The sequence below is a fragment of the Paenibacillus tyrphae genome, from assembly GCF_000722545.1.
Taxonomy (GTDB): Bacteria; Bacillota; Bacilli; order Paenibacillales; family NBRC-103111; genus Paenibacillus_G; species Paenibacillus_G tyrfis.
On sequence record NZ_JNVM01000010.1, the window covers coordinates 220,650 to 238,317 of the forward strand.

Genomic DNA, 17,668 nt, shown 5'->3' on the forward strand with positions numbered 1-17,668 from the left:
ATGGATCAATTCGAGGGAGAGGGTAGGAGGAGCGCATGCACGATTGGTGGGTAGCGGTGATTATCGGCATCGTGGAAGGCTTGACGGAGTTTTTGCCCGTTTCGTCCACAGGCCACATGATTTTGACGAGCACGCTGCTGGGGATTCCGGATACGGATGAATTGATCAAAACGTTCGAGATCGTCATCCAGCTCGGCGCCATACTGGCCGGGGTCGTCGTATACTGGAAGCGGATTTTGCGGCTGTTCGGTCTCAGCAAGGAAAAGCCCAAAGCGGGCAAAGGGATGAACTTGCTGCACATTATGCTGGCGATCGTACCGACGCTGGCAATCGCTTATTTGACGAAAGGCTTTATTAAGGCCCACCTCTTCTCGCCGTCCACCGTCCTTATAGGCTTGATCCTTGGCGGCGTGCTGCTCATCGTTGGGGAGAAATTCCAGCCGGAGGTAACGGCCCACGATGTCGATGAGCTGACGTATCAGCAAGCGTTTTTTATCGGTCTATGGCAGATCATTTCGATTTGGCCGGGCTTCTCCCGTTCGGGATCGACGATTGCCGGAGGGATGTTGGCCGGTGCGAGCCGTAAGGCCGCCGCCGACTTTACGTTTATTATCGCCATCCCCGTCATGGTGGCGGCTACCGGATACGAGCTGCTAAAAAACCTCGATACGTTCTCTTCCGGAGATGTCGGATTTTTTGCCATCGGCTTTATCGTTTCGTTCGTCGTGGCCCTGCTCGCGGTCGTTACGTTCATCAAGTTCGTCCAAAAGTTCAGCATGTCGTATTTTGCGTATTATCGCTTTGCCGCCGCCGCGTTGTTCTGGATCTTCGTGCTGCGGTAGCTTGTTCGGAATTCGACGATATTTTGCCGGAAATAGGGGATCTTCTCTTGTTTCCGGCTTTTTTCGTCCGATGTTCATATAAATTTTGTCAAAACGTGAAAAAATATATTGCTCTTTTTATTCGAATTCGATACGCTTAAATCATATCGGTATTTTTCTAAATTTTTCTTTAGAAAGAAGACGTGGTTCGTTGATGCGTTTGCTTCCGCTAAGCATGGTCAAACCCGGCATGCGCCTTGGGAAAAAAATATACAACTCGGACGGGTTGACGCTGCTTGGCGAGCGGGTGGAACTGACGCAGGCGCTTATTACCCGCCTGGGCGAGCATGGCGTGGACTTTGTATATATCGACGATCCCCGGACCCGAGATCTGATTGTCCACGATGTCCTTAGCGAGGAAACGCGGCTCCATGCAATTACCGAGATCCGGACCTCCTTCCGCAAAATGATGGAGGATCAGGTCAAACGCAAATTGGTGGGTCAGCTGCAGGTCGGCAAAGCGTTTCGCGGGATGATGAGCATGATTTTGGACGACTTGAGCCAGCACAAGGATGCCATGATCATGCTGACCAATATCAGCCTCATGGACGAATATTTGTTCCAGCATTCGCTCAATGTGTGCATCTATGCGACGATGCTTGGCATGGCGCACGGCTACGAACGGGAAGAGCTGATGACGCTCGGCCTGGGGGCGCTGCTCCACGATGTGGGCAAAACCCAAATCCCGCTGGAGCTGCTGCGCAAAAAAGGAAAGCTGTCGGAAAGCGAGTATGAGCGAGTTAAGCACCATACGGTATTCGGCTTTCAATTTCTGAAGGACGAGCCCAATATTCCGCTGCTCGCCGCGCACTGCGCTTTTCAGCATCACGAAAGACTGGACGGCAGCGGGTACCCGCGCGGACTCAAGGGCTCGGAAATTCACGAATACGCCCGCTGGATCGGCTTGGTCGATTCTTACGACGCCATGACGACCCACCGCGTGTACCGCAGCGCCATGCTGCCGCATCAAGCGATGGAAATTTTGTTTACCGGATCGGGCACCTTGTATGAGCCCCAGCAGATCGAGCTGTTCCGCGATAAAATCGCTATCTATCCGATCGGAGTCACGGTCACTTTAAATACGGGCGAAACGGGAGTAGTCGTCGATTTGAATGCGAACGTACCGCAGCGCCCGGTCGTACGTCTGCTGCTGGATGCGGAGGGACAGGAGCTGAAAGATACGCCCGAAATCGACTTGTCCAAAATGCTGTCGATCATGATTACCGACGTCAACCATAAACCTATATAGTGTCAAGTCGTACAGAGACAGCTTCCCGGAAGCTGTCTTTTTTGGCATTGGCGGCGCTTTGGAGAGCTAGGACCATGGTAAGCTATTGGATTTTAATTTGAAGCATAGCTGATTTTTTAGTATAATGTTAAATTATAAACTAACTTCTCTTTCGTAAGGAGGTGATCGAGTGGACCCAATTTCAAACGAAGAGGAATGCATGGCTTCCGTGGAGGAGGCGCTCCAAATTTTCGGAGGAAAATGGTCGTTCCTGGTCCTCCGACAACTGTTCAAAGGTCCGCAGCGGTTCAATCAATTGCGCCGCAATCTGGACCATATCAGCACCAAATCATTGACCGATATTTTGCGTCATCTGGAGGAGCATGAGATTATCCGTCGTCAAGTGTTTCCTACAGTACCGGTAACCGTCGAATACTCCTTAACGGATAAAGGCAAAGACTTTCAAACCATACTTGTGGAAATGGGAAATTGGGCAAGAAAATGGGGAAAGCCGCGCGGCATCGACCTTTCCGAACAGCGAGAGTAAGGTGCGGCGCGACAGGACGTCGGTTTTCTTTTCAATCGTATTACGATACAATGGGTAATATATTATTGTTAGATTTTACTTTTTAAAGAAGTCAGGTGTGAAAAAACAACATGTCCGATCGCTTAATCGTCAACGATTTGCCCGTATTGCCCCAGATAACGCCCGAATACGATCCGTGGGACCCGCTGCGCTCTTTGCAGACGCATGGCGAACACCGATTGACGAGCGTCGAGCTGACCGTGACGAATTTATGCAACATGCGCTGCGAGCATTGCGCCGTCGGCGAATCGCTCCTGGCATCGGAAGGACCGCGCATCCCGCTGAATGTCATCTTGAAGCGGCTGGACGAAGTCGAGGGATTGGAGACGATCAGCATCACCGGCGGGGAGCCGAGCTATCACGAGCAGACGGTGCGCGAATATATCGTTCCTCTGCTGCGTTACGCCAAGGAACGGGGAGTTCGTTCGCAGATCAATTCCAACGTGACGCTGGACCTTTCACGGTACGAAGCGATGGCTCCTTATCTCGATGTCATGCATATTTCGTTCAACTATTTGAACGCCGACGATTTCTACGAAGTCGGGTTCGTCCGGACAGACCGAAGAGTATCCGCCACGACGGCGGCTAAACTATATGAACGGATGGTCGAGAATGCGAAAGCGCTCGCTAGCGGCGGGATGTTCGTTTCGGCGGAATCGATGATCAATTACCGGACGCACGCGAAGCTGAGCGGAATCCATAAGCTGATTCGTGAAATGGGATGCCGCCGCCACGAGGTGCATCCGATGTATCCAAGCGCTTTTGCCTCCAATTTGCCGGTGCTGACGCTGGATCAGACGCGGGCTGCGGTTCATCGGCTACTCGACGACCGCGACCGTGATCTGTGGATGCTGTTCGGCACGCTGCCCTTTTATGCTTGCAGCCCGCTGGAGGAGGACCGGGAGCTGGTAACTCGTCTTCGCCGCGAGCCGAACGTGACCGTGCGCAACGACCCGGACGGGCGCAACCGCCTCAACGTGAACCTGTTCACGGGCGACGTTTTCGTCACTGATTTTGCGGATGTGCCTGCGCTCGGCAACATTCATGCGGACCGGCTCGATCAAGTATTTGCGCGCTGGAAAGATCATCGCCTGAGTAAGACCGTAAGCTGTCATTGTCCGGCGGCCAACTGCTGCGGACCGAATCTTCTGGTCGTCGATACGTATTATAAAGACGTCGATTTCGCCCAGCGGAAAGCACTTGTGTAATTCAGCCATTATTTCATTTACTTTTGCAAAGGAGACTGATCCTTCTTGGAAAGTCACAGTACAGGGTTCGATTTCGGATTAATTTCGTTTAATCTTCTACTGGTCGTGTTTTTGGTGCTGCTGAACGGTTTTTTTGTCGCAGCGGAGTTTGCATTGGTGAAAGTCCGGGCTACGCGCCTGCAGCAGTTGGAGAGCGAGGGTAACCCGAAAGCCAAGTATGCGCTCGCCGTAACCAAAAAGCTGGACGCTTACCTGTCCTCCACGCAGCTCGGTATTACGCTGGCGTCGCTGGGCTTGGGCTGGGTAGGAGAACCGGCTGTATCGCATCTGATCGTTGAACCGACTCTGGCAGCTCTCGGACTCGGAGGAGCTTGGTATGCCAATGCCTTGTCGTTCGCAATCGGATTCGCCGTGATCACCTTCATGCATATCGTACTCGGCGAGCTCGCGCCCAAATCCATGGCTATTCAGAAATCGGAAGCAACCTCTCTATGGCTGTCGGCTCCTTTAATGCTGTTTTACAAAATCTTTTATCCGGCGATCTGGCTGCTGAATGGCGCCGCGAACAAGCTCTTGAAGCTGGTCGGGATTCAGCCAGCTATGGAGCAAGAAGCGCATACGGAAGAAGAAATTCGGATTTTGATGGACCAGAGCGCCCGCAGCGGTCACATTGACAAAGACGAGCTGGCGCTATTCGACAATATATTTGAGTTCTCCGATCGGGTCGCGAGGGAAATTATGCTGCCGCGGACCGATATGGATTGTTTGTTTACCGAGCTCAGCTATGAGGAAAACTTAAAAATCGTTTATGAAACGAAGCATACGCGCTATCCGGTGGCTACGGACGATAAAGACGAAATCATCGGATTTGTCCATATGTCGGACCTGCTTACTTGCGATCCGGACAAAAAGCACGATATCAAAGAATTCCTGCGTCCGGTGCTCATGGTGCCTGAATCGATGGAAATCAGCCATGTGCTGCGGCTTATGCAGAAGAAGCGCTCCCAGCTCGCCGTCGTGATCGACGAATACGGCGGAACGGCCGGGCTGATTACCACCGAAGACATTCTGGAGGAAATCGTCGGCGAGATTCACGACGAATTCGACGAAACGGAGCGGGCCGAGGTGGAAAAGAGCGGAGATACTTACTCCGTTGACGGACGCGTGCTGCTGGAGGATCTTGACGATATGCTCGGCCTCGGGATCGAGGACGACGAGGTGGATTCGATCGGAGGCTGGCTGTTCAAGCAGTTGGAAGGCTCCGTCTCCAAAGGCAGACGGCTGGAGCAGAACGGCTTCCTGTTCGAAATTACGGAGGTCGAGCGATTGCGTATTTTGCGTGTAAAAATTCAACCCGTTCAGAAACAGCCCGTTTCGGGTCTGCTAGCCGGTCAAGATCATCCTGACGAATAGGGGGTACCCGTTCGATGTCGCTTAGAACGATCGTATTTTGCGTGCTTGGCGCCGTGCTTTTGTACGGAATGTTCACCATTGGCTTCCCGTTTTTGCTCGCCATGTTGATTGCCCTCTTGCTCGAACCGATCGTTCTGCTGCTGACACGAATGTTCCGCGGCGGGCGTGTGGCGGTTTCCGCCGTAGTCTGTACTCTTTTTACCGGCTCGCTGCTTGGTTTCGTTTACCTGATCGGCTTCAAAATCGTCACGGAGCTCATTCAATTCTGGAAGAACGCTTCCGTCTATTTAAGCGACGCCAAGCTGTTTATTGAGGATGCGTCGGTAAGAAACAAATTGTTCTATAAGCTGCTGCCGTACGACGTTGCCGAGCAGGTGCAGCGCTACGTGGAAACGGGAGCCGGGATGCTTACGGAAAATTTAAAAAGTATCGTGGCGGCCATCTCCGGTTATTTTCTCGACGTAGCCAAAACAATTCCGAATTGGTTCGTGTTTTTTTTCGTATTCGTGATCGGTCTTTACTTGATTTCGTTCAGCTTGCCGAAGCTGCATCAGTCGTTTCTGAACCTGTTCGAGAAGCAGTCGAGGCCCAAGGTAGCTGCGGTGCTGAACGATCTGCGCCGTGCTATTTTAGGCTTCCTGTTCGCGCAGGTGCTGATCAGTCTGCTAACGTATGTGGTGACGCTGGTCGGTTTGCTCGTTCTGAAAGTCGATTATCCGCTTGCCGTTGCCCTGCTTATCGTGCTGGTGGATATTTTGCCGGTATTTGGCACAAGTGCCGTGCTTATTCCGTGGGCAGGATACAGCATGCTGGCGGGAGACATGCGGCTCGCAATCGGACTGATCGTCCTGCTGCTTGTCATCATGGTGTTCCGCCGTCTGATCGAACCGAAAATTATCGGCGACGCCGTCGGGATCAATGCTTTGGCGGCGTTGGTCAGCATGTATGTAGGCTTCCAGCTTGCCGGAGTGATCGGCCTCATTCTGGGGCCTGTACTAATTATTGTATACCAGGCGCTTCGCCGGGTCGGTTTGCTTAAAATCAACATCAAATTGGAACAGTAACAATAACTAAAAATCTTGTCGTTTATGAGGTCTTACGGCAATCTAAGGGGGAGAAGCAATGCAGGCGGGTCTCAAAAATGCCAAGCAGCATTCCAAATTATCATTGCCTAAACTGGTAAGACGCGCCGTCTTTATTTTATTGGGGGCGGCGCTCGTCTCGGTCGGACTGGAAAACTTTTTGGTGCCCAACAACATCATTGACGGGGGAATCGTGGGCATCTCGATTATTACCTCGCATTTGTCGGGTATTCCGATCGGCGTATTTCTCTTATTATTCAACCTTCCGTTTCTGTTTATCGGGTACAAGCAAATCGGTAAAACGTTCGCGTTCTCTACCTTATTTGCAGTTTCCCTGATGTCCGTCGGTACATGGCTGCTTCATCCGGTTCCTCCGCTGACCACCGATCCGCTGCTTGCGGCCGTATTCGGGGGCATTATTCTCGGCATCGGCGTCGGCATGGTCATCCGTTCGGGCGGCTCGCTTGACGGCACGGAAATTATGGCGATTCTATTCAGCAAGAAGACGCCGTTCTCGGTCGGCGAAGTGGTCATGTTTTTTAACCTGTTCATCCTGAGCAGCGCCGGCTTCGTGTTCGGATGGGATCACGCGATGTATTCGCTTATCGCTTATTACATAGCCTTCAAGCTGATCGATATTACGATCGAAGGCTTCGACGAATCCAAATCCGTCTGGATCATTAGCGAGAATAGCCGCGAGCTCGGCGACGCCATTTTGCACCGTTTGGGCCGCGGCGTCACGTATTTGCAAGGTGAAGGCGGATTTACGGGCGGCAACAAGCTGGTCATCTTCTGCGTCATCAACCGGCTGGAAGAAGCAAAGCTGAAGTCGATCGTCGAGGAGCTTGATCAATCCGCATTTCTTGCAGTTGGCAATATCCACGACGTGAAGGGCGGACGCTTTAAGAAAAAGGATATTCACTGACGAAAAAACCGTCACGGTCATTCGTTTCCAGGCAGGGGGCGCATCATGCGCGCCTGTCTGGAGCGAGGGCTGCGGACGGTTTTTTTTCGTAAACGGCGATCAATAGTAGCGGCGGGCGCCGAGGTATTTGGGCCCCCAGTAGCTGCTGTCCAGCTTTTGAACGGCGATTCCGGCGGAGCGGGTGGCGGAGATGAACTCGCCGTTGCCCATATAGATGCCAACATGGGAGGCGACGCCGGGCTCGTTCAATCCAAAGAATACCCAGTCGCCGGGCATGAGACGGTCCCGATCAACCGCAAAGCCCATACCGGACATGACGGACGAACTGGTCCGCGGCACGGGAACTCCCTGCTTCGAGAGCAAGTAGTAAATAAAACCGGAGCAATCGAATCCGGCAGGCGTGCTTCCGCCCCACACGTAGGGCGTACCTATGTATCGTTTTGCATCGGCGAGGATGGATTTCTTCACAAGAGCGCGGGACAGCGCGGTCCGCGTCGTTCCGTCAGCGGCACCGGTCATCGGCAAACTGTAGGCTTGCTGAAAGGAGCGGACAGCCTGCACCGTATACTGGCCGTAATATCCGGTAGCATTCGGGTAGGTGAAATACCCAAGCGATTGAAGATTTTGCTGCAATTCCGTCACTGCCGTTCCGGATGTGCCTTGAGACAGGACGACCGTGGTTTGTTCGGCAACGGCGTAAGTCAAATTCGGGAAAACGGAAGGGACCGCGATCAGGCAAGAAGCGGCGGCCGTTAGCAGCAATCTTTTTGGAAACGCTTTCTTTAACAATGCACTTCAGCTCCTTTTTTCCTTCTGCAGGGGGCAGATGAAGTTGTTGTCATTTTATACGCATAATGGACGAGCGGCAATGTATAAATATTGGTAGATTGCTAAAGGAGGCATTTCCGGCCATGGATCTTGAGAAAGAATGGTATCCGTATGTCAGCCCCTTCGACCCTTGTCCGCCGATTACGGTTAAGACCTATGTTATTCCGCCAAATCTGTATATTCAGTTTCAACCGCCGGGGCTTCCTCAATATCCCCCGCTTCAGGCGCTCCGGTGCGGTACGCTCTGGCCTGTGCTGTATAGTCCATATGAATCCAAACATTGCTGAAAGGACAGGAGGTGAACGGCATGAAACAACCGCTGCCCCCCCATTATTACACGCTGCTGGAGGAGCTGCAGGCGATCGATTTCGTCCTGGTGGAGCTGACACTCTATCTGGATACGCACCCCGAGGACGCCCAGGCGTTGGAGCAGTTTAACCAATGTGCGCAGCAGCGCCAGCTACTGGCCGGGCGGTACGAGTCCGAATTCGGTCCGCTTCTGCAGTTTGGTCACAGCTATTCGGGATATCCATGGCAATGGGTGGAGTCGCCGTGGCCGTGGCAGGTCTGATTCAAAGCCGAGCCAGGAGAGGAGACTTGTGCGATGTGGATCTATGAGAAAAAGCTGCAGTACCCGGTCAGGGTCAGCAAGTGTGACCCGCACATGGCAAAGCTGCTGATCGAGCAGTACGGCGGTGCGGACGGCGAGCTGGCGGCGGCGCTGCGGTATTTGAATCAGCGATATACGATACCGGATAAAGTAATCGGGCTTCTAACCGATATCGGGACGGAGGATTTTGCACATCATGTTTGGAGGTGATGAAAAACCCCGTAATTACGGGGTTTTTTGAGGGGATATTCTCGGTATAATTTTCAAATCAAACTGGTCGATAGCGCCACTCCAGCGCCCACCTACCTTTTTGGTATATATTACCGACTCGATCACTTGCTCTAAAAGTGCGTTCTTTTCCGCAGGCGTTTTTGCCATGCGGTATCCATCGATACATTTCTCCAACTTGGGAATAGTTTCGTACTGTGCCTCGACTCTCCTGCGTAAACCGGCCAGTTCTGCCTCGGTCTCATCGAACGCTTTCTTAACCTCCTCATATCTTTCTGCGATGACCTTCGCTCTTTCCTTAAACATCTCAATTGTATAAACTTGTTGTTCCAGCAAATCATAGATATTATTTTGCTGCTTCTTGACTTCCTCAAGCTGTTTTTTTAGTTCCCTTTGAACGCTCAGAAGGGCATTAATTTTAGTATCTTCTTGTCGATTGGATTGCGTTTCTTGGCGAGTATTCAACTGGCTCTTCAGGCCATCCAGCCAAATTCCGAGGGACTGTACTAGTCGTTCTTCTACCAAGTACAGATAGGAACTTACATTTGGACAGCCTTTTTTGGTACAAATAAGGGCATCCGGATTTTTACCACCGTAAGGACGATACAGAATTGGACCGCCACACATTCCGCATCTGACGAGGCCGGCGAGAGGATTGCTGATTTGCGCTTTCGGCCCCTTGGAATTTGAATTCGATTCTCTGATTTTCCAAGCAAGTTCGAAAGTTTCCACATCTATTAATGGTACGTGTAACCCTTTATGTTCGTTGCTATCTTTACGGGACCTACGCGGCCGACTCTTAGTGTTTTTCTTCTTCACCAAAGGCCGGGAACCCCAACGTACATTACCGAGGTATGTAGGGTTTCTTAGAATATCATTTAGTGTCGCTTCGATCCATCGCGCATCCCGAGCCGTGGGAACTTTTAGTTCATCATTCAAATATTCTGCGATTGACGTCGTGCCCATTCGTTTCTCCGGGTCAGGGTCAGTATAGAGCGAGAAGATCAATTGCACGATTGGTGCTTGCTCCGGATGGGGCCTTAAACTGAACCCTTTGCCCACCGGTAATTTGTATTTGATGTATCCATATGGCGCAACGCTGCCAATATATCTTCCTTCCTCGACAGCGCTAATACGACCACCCTGAAGTCGTCTGTTGATGGTTTTAAACTCGCGTCGGCTCATAAATAGGTTGAATTCGAAATATTCTTCGTCATTCGGATCGTTGGGATCAAAGATACGCATCGGTGTGACAATGAGCGTTTGCGAATATTTGAATGCCTGCGCGACCAATCCCTGATCCATTGTATCGCCGCGGGCAAGCCGTTCAACCTCTACCGTAAATACACCATCCCATTTTTCTTCTTCGACATCTTCGAGAATCCGAATCATCTCGGGGCGTTCGGAGATCCGCTCGCCTGAGATCGGTTTTTCACGGTATGTTTCTTTGATAACAACTCCATACCGTTTGGCCAAATCTAGCAAGATCCGATCATGACGTTTGTATGTATCTTCTTCCCCACTCGCTTCCGCTTCGAGATCGGCCCGAGATTTACGCAGATAAGAGCAATAATTGCCTGGAGGTAATTTAATCACGCATCATCATCCTTCGCATAGTCCTTATGAAAAAAGCCCTTATAAAATGGCTACTGACATAACTCAAAAAGAAATAGACCGCCCTTCGCACGGGGAAACGGTCTATTCTTGGCCTAAACCTGATTTGCAGCCGACCGCTCTTACAGCGGATTTCAAAGAGTCGTGTTAGCCGCACGGCTCCCTTGTATTCTTATTCTAACATGGCAATATTATGCTATCAAATGAGAAGTCAAAAAAGCCCATAAGATGGTTCTTTTGTTCGTCCAACTATGGTATAATTTACCTCGCACATATTGGCTTTAAGGGCGGTCGGCTAATCTCCCGGAAGGGAGGTGATGCCTGTGGAGGTTAAAGACGCTTTGACGCTTATGATCAGTTTCGGCTCGATGATTATCACGCTGCTGACTCTGGTTGTGACCATCGTCATCGTGCTTATCCAAAACAAAAAGAAATAGACCGCCCTCGATAAGGTAAACGGTCTATTCCATCGTAAAACCTTTAAGCTGACCGCTCTTACAGCGGATGTGCAGGAGTCGTGTTACCGCACGGCTCCTTTATATTTTTACTGTATCATATCCAAAATATTCTTTCAATTGCAAAATGTAAAAAATAATTTACTAAAAACAGAGCGTACAGTATATTAGTCCTATATGTGGTTTAAAGGGGAAATTGTATGGAGTTTATTCTGTTTATGTTCTTTGGACTCCTTGAAGTCTATGCATTATTTGCTCTTATGTTTAAAACTTTTAGACTGCCTTATTTTGAATACTTCAAGGAAATATCGATAATCGCTGTGGTAGTTGCCCTAACCTCATATTTCATAAGGGTATATTTTGAAATCAATCAGCTCGCTGATATTATTACCCACTTAGTTTTATATATTCTGTTTTTCAGGTATATGATAAAAGTTAAGATCTGGAGAGGAATAATTATTTCCTTAGTTTACTTTGGTTACGGTGTGTTAAATTTAATTATCTATCTTGTTCTGTCAAATTTCGGATTGGTAACTGAAAAACTTGTCAATAATCCAAGTAGTTTAGATGCCTTTATCCTTCAATTTGCCACCGCAACAAGCGCTTTACTTATTTCATACGCGCTACATAAGTTTAATTTGGGATTCAGCTTTATTATACGACCACCACATGACTTCTTTATCAAATCAAAGATTAAGCGAAGCGACTTTGTAATTCTTACCTCAATAATTATTGTGGCGTGTATATTGATGTTCACTTTTTATTTGATTTTTCATCACAAGTCATTTATAAGTATTCCCATGATCATATTGTCTTATGTTGTTTTACTTTACCTAGCTTATCGAAAGGACATGTCACGTGATAACTGATCCAATTGAAAAACTGGCGGAGTTATTAGCAATAAAGGCAAAGTCATGGGATGAAAGTATTGAGTTTGATGTAGATGAGATCAGGTACGGCCTTTCAGTTAGGATCGCATTCGCGCTTGTTATAATAAGTACCTTACTCATTGGATTTCTATCAGAACGTGTTGTCGAGACGACCTTAACTATCTTTTCGTTTTGGCTGCTCCGTAACCTTACTGGTGGGTTCCATTTAAAAAGTCTTACACTTTGCGTTGTTGTTAGTGTTATACTGTTATCAATCATTCCACATATACAAATAAGTCCACTTATTTTACCTTACATTGGATTATTAACGTTAGTAATTGTTATCTTCTTTTCAGAAAATAGGGACTTTAAATCATTGTCTCTTACTTTTATGATAGTTTTCTCAAGTATTTTTTTTAGTAACAGTTCTATCTCTCTATCCTTGTTTTCACAATCGCTTACTTTAATTAAAATAGGGAGGTGGAAGAGTACATGCTGAAGAAATACCTGGCAAAAATCATCTCGTCTTCTGCAAAGGAAGGCAAAGCAGTTAAGCTTCGTAAGGAATTTCTTGGGAGGCCAACTGCACTAAAGAAAAGCAAGTGAGTTGGTGACACGTGATCAGCACTATGCCTTTATTTTGTTTGGACGATAAAGGTAAAAATTGTTGGATTGATGGACTAGATATACTATACATTGATCTGTACAAAAGAAAGAAGCTAAGGTTCCATTTACTGAATGGCGTGTATGTATTTCAGTTCGATGGATCTTTGGAAACTTGCGTTAGAATGTTTAGTCCTTTTGGATTCGAGGAACTTGATTCGAAAAATTTAGTCAATATCAACAAAATTAAGTATATAGACGACAAGCTAAGAATCGCATATTTCGACAATAACTTACACACGACGATATCATTCAGAAATATGTACAAAGTAGAACATCTTCCTAAAAAAGAGTAAAACCCGCGCCAATATTGGGGAAAAGCGGTTTTTACTCTTTTTTTAGCAATTTTTCTCCATATCACAAAATAAAAAAATTGTAAACATACAATTTGGAGGTCATTTTGTCGATTCCATAGCTACCATTTCTTGTGATATATTACTGACAAAGGAGCAAACAATGCGCATAAATTGGGGAGGGGATCGAAGGTGAGCTTGATGTCGTTGCTGTCCATGCTAAATGATGCTGACCCCTCCGAAGAACATGTTAAGATAGCAGTCGATAATTATCGAAAAATGGTAGATGTGATTTCAGAGCTAATCCAAAAAGAAGAAAGATTGAAAGTATTGGTCATTGATTCGAACGACCCTGAAAGCTTAATAAACATCGATTTAACGGATTGCTATTACTGGCGTCTCATAAGCAAGCATCCCAGACGCATACATTACTATCATAAAAGTGGTAACGTTTACGAAGGAGTTGTATTGATGGACGATTTTGATACTTGCTCCAAAATATACAATCTCGATTTGTGGAGACTGGACAACTCTAATTACGTCAATATGAAGCTTATTACCGAATACGATTCGGTAAGAGGGCAGGTCTTTTTTAACCAGGAGAAAATACCGGCTGCAGAAGTTGCAAGAGTACATAAAAAAACAGTAAAGCGATATTTAGAGTCAAAATAATGACATAGAAAACTTTCGCTCACTGTTCTAGTTGTTTAGCATTTTTGGTTGAATGGGAACGTTTGTTCGTATTATAATAAGAACACCAGATATTACTATCTCAAAACATAACAGGCGGTGCGACTTGTGGACAATAAAAAAAATGATAAAAAAGATGTTGATATTATAGAATATCTAAAAAGATATGGACTGTACGAAAATTGGATCAATTTAAGGAACGATTTGCTCTTACAAAAGAAAGAAACCCCTTAGCTTCTTCTTCTGTTAATTGTTTACCATCGACTTTAAGATTGTATTTATTAAGAATGTCTGAAATGTTGTGTAAATCGATGTCATGATTTAATTCTTCAATACTGTCCTTGAATTCAACTGTTTTTCCATAAGATAACCAATCAACAGAAACCTCGAAATATTCTGCGATTTTCCCAGTTATTTCAAAGCTAGGCTCTCTTTCACCTCTCTCATACATTCCTACTGCGCTTTCACTAATTTTAATGATTTTAGCAAGTTGTTTCTGAGTTAATTTTTTTCCAACACGCAGATCGCGTAGTCGTTTACCAAAACCAGTCATATAGAATCACCCATTTCTATTTTAACACAAAACGTGTTGATTAATATCTACCGCACAAAATGTGTTGACCGCACATATCGTGTTATGCTATATTAATTCCAAGAACACAATATGTGCTTTTTAAAGAGAGGTGGTGACGACGCGTGAAAGAGTTAATTGCAAAAAAACTGATTAAATTACGCGGAGACAAGTCAAGAGAAGCAGTCTCAGAATCTGTCGGTATAAGCGTGAGTGCTTTGCAAATGTACGAAAATGGGCAGCGAATTCCAAGGGACGACATAAAAGTTCGCTTAGCCAAATTTTATAACGTTACAGTTCAAGAGGTTTTTTATGACTACGAACAACACGAAACGTGTTCTTCTGTGATTCATAACTCCAAAATTAATTCAGCATAACGGACAGTTTCCATTTTAGCAGATAAGGAAAATTCTTCAATGAAGGCGGTGAAAATTCAATGCCCGTCCCAGCCCAGTCTCTGCATACACATACACATAGGAGGTCGATTCCTATGGAGAAAGCCGCGCAGCTGGGAAATGTGGTTGAAACCTACAAAATCGAGAATACAACAATAAGCATTTATGATGGAGCATTGGCCGAAACGCCTGAGGAAAACGAAAAAAGAATTAACGAGCTCAGGCAAATGATTTGGGTACTATGCAAAAAGCGTATGGCCGAATCCGAAGTCATTCAGGCTTACCATCAGGCGGCAACAGAAGCCGAGCGCGACGCTCTGCTTCCGGCTCTCGAAGCTGAAGGGTTCACCGTTGTTCCGAAATATGCGCCTTGAAATTGCTTAGTTTTATGCCTAATTGTTCGCATATCGTTCTTATATCCATTTTAATCATAAATCCTCCCGATGCATTCGTCAGTATAACTTGATTTTACAACAGACGGATGTCACAAATATATCCATTTTACGTGACAGAAAGGACGTGGGAACATGTCGATCGGTGAAGCCATTGGCACCTATCGCAGCGAGGATAAGATCACTCAACGGGAACTGGCAAGTAAGCTCAATATGGATCGCAGCCTCATTTCAAAAATCGAAACTGGAGAACGCGAATGGCCGGAAGCCCACGACGCTAAACTGGCAAGTTTGAACTACAAACTTGCTATTAAATTGGCGGACGAGCGTACCGGAGGATATTTCTCCAACATACTTGATGATGTTCCTAACCTCGATCTTCATCCAGCAGCGCTCAAAGATGTGCTTTTGAAGGATCTCGACGATCTTGAACATGCATTGGAGGGGCTCACCTTGGCGAAGCATATAGACCCGGTCAAACGACGCGAGAGTGCCGAACGTGTCTGGCATGAAATAAGAGACGTGATCGAAAAAGCCGCTGTATTGCAGGGGGTTCTGGAAGAGGAATTCGGACTGGATCGCCGTAGGCTAGCTAAAAAGCACGAAATGGAGGTGAAGCGCGGTGAACGCTGAAAAACATGTTTTTTTCTTGGACATGCTGCAAGCTGAAGGGATGCAATCAGGGGTTGTTTATGCCAGCGGGCTATTAAAGGCACACGAAGTGGTCCGCATGGCTGCAGAGTGCCGGGCACAGGAAACGATTCGGTCGATGACAGCGCGGATTCTAGCAGAAAACGAAAAAGCCGCCGGCCAGGGCGACTTAGTCGTGAAAATGGAAAATATGTTCCCCTATAGTATACCTGCTTTGGAATCAGTTGACAAGGAGGTATGTGGCAATGTGTGACAGCAAAATGAACAAATTAATTGCAGATATTTGCGTCCTCGCCCGATCGATTTCAAAGAGCACTGACGGTGCCATTCGGATCGATGTTGATTACGCAAGTCATGTGGATCTATTCACAGTCCGAGTATACAAAGGACAAGACACTGTCTCCGCGATTATTTGGGAAGACGTTTATTTGGATGGAGTCAACAAAACTGTTATTTCCGACTTAACTAAAATCAAAAACAAAATTGTTGAGTTCCTAGTCGCAGGAGAAATTGATTTCACTCAATTGTTTGTAGGGAGTAAGGGTTCGAAAGACATGTATTTTTTAATAGATCGACATCACTCCATTCAAAAAGGGAAGAGTGGTCCGAAGTAGGTGTTTACTTAGGGAGGGATGATATCCTGCGATTTTGAGCCGACACTGTCGGCTTTATCGCAGACGGATTAGGTTGCTGATCCGTCTGCGATGCGGCTGACGCAAGGAGGGGTTAGGGATGTTGCTGTTAAAAGGCGATCACATACGGCTAAAAGACGGACGAGCTGTCGAGGTGCTGGATACATGGGGCATTGCTCGTTGTCATGCAAAGGTGAGCTTTGACGATGGCAGCATAGCCTTGATCATATCCGAACGAGATGTTGCAGCTTTAATAAGCCGTCCAGCACTGGAGCGGAAAAAGTGGGGAGGTGGAAAACGTGTCAATTAGCATCGATCAACTGGCAGGCGGCGGTGCGTCAGAGCGTATTCAGCGAGAGCTGAACAAGATTGCGGAGAACGTGCTTGACCCTAACACGAAGCCGGACGCCGTCCGGAAGCTAACCATTGAGGTCTCAATCAAACCGAATGAGGCGCGGCAGCTCGGAGACGCTGAGATAACCGTCAAGTCGTCTCTTGCTCCAGCCAAGGGATTGCCGTCAGCCTTTGTCTTCGACTATGACGGAAAGGGCAACGCCGTCATGAAGGAATTGAAAATGGGTAAGGACCGGGATCAGACCGCCTTTGCCGATAACGGCGAAATCGTCGATGGAACAGGTACGCCTGTAAAGAATGTCGTCAATCTGACGCCGTTCAGGTAATTCTAAAAAAAACTGGGAGGAATTTTCCTTGATTAAAGAAGCGATAGATAAAATTTTGAGCCTGGCCAAGCATACCGCGCCAATCCAGACCGTTGAAATCGACGGTCAGACCTACACGAACGCGGAGCTGACGAAGATCAGAAAGCCGTTGATCGATCATATTGAGGTACATAACCTCAGCGGCATCGTGGAATATTTATTGTCCGACTTTGATCTCCAATTGCCGGTTATCCTTCATGTCATTTCCCCGACGGAGGTCCGGGTACTCACTTCCCTTAATGGCGATTTTAACCGGAGCACATTGATCACCGCAACGGCCTTGCTTCCGCGCATTAGATTTAACGACTACCACGACCTGGAGTCATTCAACATTTTGCTTCAAAGCTGCTTTGTCCCGGCCGTCTCGGAAGATTTACGCAATGATCGGGAAGCGGTGCTGCGATTGGTCGGCAATGTGAAAGACGAGCAGGTAATGTCGTTTGGCGATGATGGCATCAGCCAGTCCGTTGCAGCCAAAACAGGTGTGGCTACCGTCGAAAATGTCCCGGTACCCAACCCTGTCCATCTTAAACCGTTCCGGACATTCGTTGAGATCGAGCAGCCGCTTTCTCCTTTCGTGCTTCGGCTGAAAAAGGGCCCGGAAGCCGCGCTATTCGAAGCAGACGGCGGGGCGTGGAAAGTGATGGCCATTTCTGGGATCAAGGCATATTTGTATGACAAACTCAAAGAGCGCATCTTGAAAAATAATATCGTCATTGTAGGCTAGACGCTCAA

General features: G+C 47.5%; 24 protein-coding genes and 1 pseudogene. 22 read left to right on the forward strand and 3 right to left on the reverse strand.

Annotation, left to right across the window (positions count from 1 at the left end):
• The first annotated feature begins 35 nt into the window (after positions 1-35).
• The 7 genes from ET33_RS13265 (at position 36) to ET33_RS13295 (ending at position 7,323) form a co-directional block, all read left to right on the forward strand.
• Entirely contained in the window at positions 36-842 is an 807-nt protein-coding gene (locus ET33_RS13265; RefSeq protein WP_036681747.1) for an undecaprenyl-diphosphate phosphatase, read from the forward strand.
• A 193-nt stretch (positions 843-1,035) separates the two neighbouring features.
• Positions 1,036-2,130, forward strand: a complete 1,095-nt coding sequence (locus ET33_RS13270) for an HD-GYP domain-containing protein (RefSeq protein ID WP_036681749.1) — start codon at positions 1,036-1,038, stop codon at positions 2,128-2,130.
• 169 nt (positions 2,131-2,299) lie between these two features.
• Positions 2,300-2,656, forward strand: coding sequence for a winged helix-turn-helix transcriptional regulator (locus ET33_RS13275; RefSeq protein ID WP_036681751.1), 357 nt, complete (start codon positions 2,300-2,302; stop codon positions 2,654-2,656).
• 110 nt (positions 2,657-2,766) lie between these two features.
• Positions 2,767-3,903 (forward strand): radical SAM/CxCxxxxC motif protein YfkAB, encoded by a 1,137-nt coding sequence (yfkAB, locus tag ET33_RS13280; protein ID WP_036681752.1) that lies wholly within the window; start codon positions 2,767-2,769, stop codon positions 3,901-3,903.
• Positions 3,904-3,948: 45 nt separating this feature from the next.
• Complete coding sequence (locus tag ET33_RS13285) at positions 3,949-5,316, forward strand: hemolysin family protein (RefSeq protein WP_036681754.1); 1,368 nt, start codon at positions 3,949-3,951, stop codon at positions 5,314-5,316.
• Positions 5,317-5,330: 14 nt separating this feature from the next.
• Entirely contained in the window at positions 5,331-6,380 is a 1,050-nt protein-coding gene (gene ytvI / locus ET33_RS13290) for a sporulation integral membrane protein YtvI (RefSeq protein ID WP_036681756.1), read from the forward strand.
• A gap of 58 nt (positions 6,381-6,438) precedes the next feature.
• Complete coding sequence (locus ET33_RS13295) at positions 6,439-7,323, forward strand: YitT family protein (protein WP_036681758.1); 885 nt, start codon at positions 6,439-6,441, stop codon at positions 7,321-7,323.
• Between the two features lie 99 nt (positions 7,324-7,422).
• On the opposite strand, the gene ET33_RS13300 is transcribed toward ET33_RS13295, so the two are convergent.
• On the reverse strand, positions 7,423-8,112 hold the full coding sequence (locus ET33_RS13300) for a C40 family peptidase (RefSeq protein ID WP_051775314.1): 690 nt from the start codon (positions 8,110-8,112) through the stop codon (positions 7,423-7,425).
• A 122-nt stretch (positions 8,113-8,234) separates the two neighbouring features.
• On the opposite strand from ET33_RS13300, the gene ET33_RS13305 reads away from it, so the two are divergent.
• The 3 genes and pseudogenes from ET33_RS13305 to ET33_RS13315 form a co-directional block, all read left to right on the forward strand.
• Entirely contained in the window at positions 8,235-8,438 is a 204-nt protein-coding gene (locus tag ET33_RS13305) for a spore coat associated protein CotJA (RefSeq protein WP_036681760.1), read from the forward strand.
• A 20-nt stretch (positions 8,439-8,458) separates the two neighbouring features.
• Positions 8,459-8,722: a spore coat protein CotJB gene (locus ET33_RS13310; protein ID WP_036681763.1), complete on the forward strand. Its 264-nt coding sequence runs from the start codon at positions 8,459-8,461 to the stop codon at positions 8,720-8,722.
• Positions 8,723-8,755: 33 nt separating this feature from the next.
• A pseudogene (locus ET33_RS13315) lies at positions 8,756-8,956 on the forward strand (manganese catalase family protein); the annotation flags it as partial.
• A 30-nt stretch (positions 8,957-8,986) separates the two neighbouring features.
• Here ET33_RS13315 and ET33_RS13320 read toward each other — a convergent pair.
• On the reverse strand, positions 8,987-10,585 hold the full coding sequence (locus ET33_RS13320) for a recombinase family protein (RefSeq protein WP_036681767.1): 1,599 nt from the start codon (positions 10,583-10,585) through the stop codon (positions 8,987-8,989).
• A 341-nt stretch (positions 10,586-10,926) separates the two neighbouring features.
• Between ET33_RS13320 and ET33_RS39735 the strand changes: the two genes are divergently transcribed.
• From ET33_RS39735 to ET33_RS13335, 4 genes are all read left to right on the forward strand, one after another.
• Positions 10,927-11,040, forward strand: coding sequence for a putative holin-like toxin (locus tag ET33_RS39735; RefSeq protein WP_233455044.1), 114 nt, complete (start codon positions 10,927-10,929; stop codon positions 11,038-11,040).
• Positions 11,041-11,916: 876 nt separating this feature from the next.
• Entirely contained in the window at positions 11,917-12,426 is a 510-nt protein-coding gene (locus ET33_RS40600; RefSeq protein WP_161783541.1) for an accessory gene regulator B family protein, read from the forward strand.
• Between the two features lie 130 nt (positions 12,427-12,556).
• A complete protein-coding gene (locus ET33_RS40605) occupies positions 12,557-12,886 on the forward strand; it encodes a LytTR family transcriptional regulator DNA-binding domain-containing protein (RefSeq protein ID WP_036681774.1) in 330 nt (109 codons plus the stop codon).
• A gap of 189 nt (positions 12,887-13,075) precedes the next feature.
• Positions 13,076-13,555, forward strand: a complete 480-nt coding sequence (locus tag ET33_RS13335; RefSeq protein ID WP_036681777.1) for a hypothetical protein — start codon at positions 13,076-13,078, stop codon at positions 13,553-13,555.
• A 205-nt stretch (positions 13,556-13,760) separates the two neighbouring features.
• Here the strand turns inward: ET33_RS13335 and ET33_RS13340 are convergent, their stop codons facing one another.
• Positions 13,761-14,126: a helix-turn-helix domain-containing protein gene (locus ET33_RS13340; RefSeq protein ID WP_036681779.1), complete on the reverse strand. Its 366-nt coding sequence runs from the start codon at positions 14,124-14,126 to the stop codon at positions 13,761-13,763.
• 143 nt (positions 14,127-14,269) lie between these two features.
• On the opposite strand from ET33_RS13340, the gene ET33_RS13345 reads away from it, so the two are divergent.
• From ET33_RS13345 to ET33_RS13380, 8 genes are all read left to right on the forward strand, one after another.
• The gene (locus ET33_RS13345) at positions 14,270-14,521 is read left to right on the forward strand and encodes a helix-turn-helix transcriptional regulator (protein ID WP_051775315.1); all 252 of its coding nucleotides are present in this window, start codon (positions 14,270-14,272) and stop codon (positions 14,519-14,521) included.
• 113 nt (positions 14,522-14,634) lie between these two features.
• Positions 14,635-14,913 carry a hypothetical protein gene (locus ET33_RS13350; RefSeq protein ID WP_051775316.1) on the forward strand — a complete coding sequence of 93 codons (279 nt, stop codon included), beginning with the start codon at positions 14,635-14,637 and terminating at the stop codon, positions 14,911-14,913.
• A 153-nt stretch (positions 14,914-15,066) separates the two neighbouring features.
• Positions 15,067-15,564 carry a helix-turn-helix domain-containing protein gene (locus ET33_RS13355; RefSeq protein ID WP_036681785.1) on the forward strand — a complete coding sequence of 166 codons (498 nt, stop codon included), beginning with the start codon at positions 15,067-15,069 and terminating at the stop codon, positions 15,562-15,564.
• Complete coding sequence (locus ET33_RS13360) at positions 15,554-15,835, forward strand: hypothetical protein (protein ID WP_036681787.1); 282 nt, start codon at positions 15,554-15,556, stop codon at positions 15,833-15,835. The genes ET33_RS13355 and ET33_RS13360 overlap by 11 nt, the downstream gene beginning before the upstream one ends.
• The gene (locus tag ET33_RS13365; RefSeq protein ID WP_036681790.1) at positions 15,828-16,196 is read left to right on the forward strand and encodes a hypothetical protein; all 369 of its coding nucleotides are present in this window, start codon (positions 15,828-15,830) and stop codon (positions 16,194-16,196) included. Before ET33_RS13360 ends, ET33_RS13365 begins: the two co-directional genes overlap by 8 nt.
• A gap of 118 nt (positions 16,197-16,314) precedes the next feature.
• Positions 16,315-16,524: a hypothetical protein gene (locus tag ET33_RS13370; protein WP_036681794.1), complete on the forward strand. Its 210-nt coding sequence runs from the start codon at positions 16,315-16,317 to the stop codon at positions 16,522-16,524.
• Positions 16,514-16,894 carry a hypothetical protein gene (locus ET33_RS13375; protein ID WP_036681797.1) on the forward strand — a complete coding sequence of 127 codons (381 nt, stop codon included), beginning with the start codon at positions 16,514-16,516 and terminating at the stop codon, positions 16,892-16,894. Before ET33_RS13370 ends, ET33_RS13375 begins: the two co-directional genes overlap by 11 nt.
• Before the next feature lie 28 nt (positions 16,895-16,922).
• Positions 16,923-17,660 carry a hypothetical protein gene (locus ET33_RS13380; protein ID WP_036681800.1) on the forward strand — a complete coding sequence of 246 codons (738 nt, stop codon included), beginning with the start codon at positions 16,923-16,925 and terminating at the stop codon, positions 17,658-17,660.
• Positions 17,661-17,668 lie beyond the last annotated feature (8 nt).

Excerpts from the sequence above, each read along its gene's own strand:
- ET33_RS13265 (WP_036681747.1), top strand. The coding sequence starts at position 36 with ATGCACGATTGGTGGGTAGCGGTGATTATCGGCATCGTGGAAGGCTTG.
- ET33_RS13270 (WP_036681749.1), top strand. The coding sequence starts at position 1,036 with ATGCGTTTGCTTCCGCTAAGCATGGTCAAACCCGGCATGCGCCTTGGG.
- yfkAB (WP_036681752.1), top strand. The coding sequence starts at position 2,767 with ATGTCCGATCGCTTAATCGTCAACGATTTGCCCGTATTGCCCCAGATA.
- ytvI (WP_036681756.1), top strand. The coding sequence starts at position 5,331 with ATGTCGCTTAGAACGATCGTATTTTGCGTGCTTGGCGCCGTGCTTTTG.
- ET33_RS13295 (WP_036681758.1), top strand. The coding sequence starts at position 6,439 with ATGCAGGCGGGTCTCAAAAATGCCAAGCAGCATTCCAAATTATCATTG.
- ET33_RS13305 (WP_036681760.1), top strand. The coding sequence starts at position 8,235 with ATGGATCTTGAGAAAGAATGGTATCCGTATGTCAGCCCCTTCGACCCT.
- ET33_RS13310 (WP_036681763.1), top strand. The coding sequence starts at position 8,459 with ATGAAACAACCGCTGCCCCCCCATTATTACACGCTGCTGGAGGAGCTG.
- ET33_RS40605 (WP_036681774.1), top strand. The coding sequence starts at position 12,557 with ATGCCTTTATTTTGTTTGGACGATAAAGGTAAAAATTGTTGGATTGAT.
- ET33_RS13340 (WP_036681779.1), bottom strand. The coding sequence starts at position 14,126 with ATGACTGGTTTTGGTAAACGACTACGCGATCTGCGTGTTGGAAAAAAA.
- ET33_RS13350 (WP_051775316.1), top strand. The coding sequence starts at position 14,635 with ATGGAGAAAGCCGCGCAGCTGGGAAATGTGGTTGAAACCTACAAAATC.
- ET33_RS13355 (WP_036681785.1), top strand. The coding sequence starts at position 15,067 with ATGTCGATCGGTGAAGCCATTGGCACCTATCGCAGCGAGGATAAGATC.
- ET33_RS13365 (WP_036681790.1), top strand. The coding sequence starts at position 15,828 with ATGTGTGACAGCAAAATGAACAAATTAATTGCAGATATTTGCGTCCTC.
- ET33_RS13370 (WP_036681794.1), top strand. The coding sequence starts at position 16,315 with ATGTTGCTGTTAAAAGGCGATCACATACGGCTAAAAGACGGACGAGCT.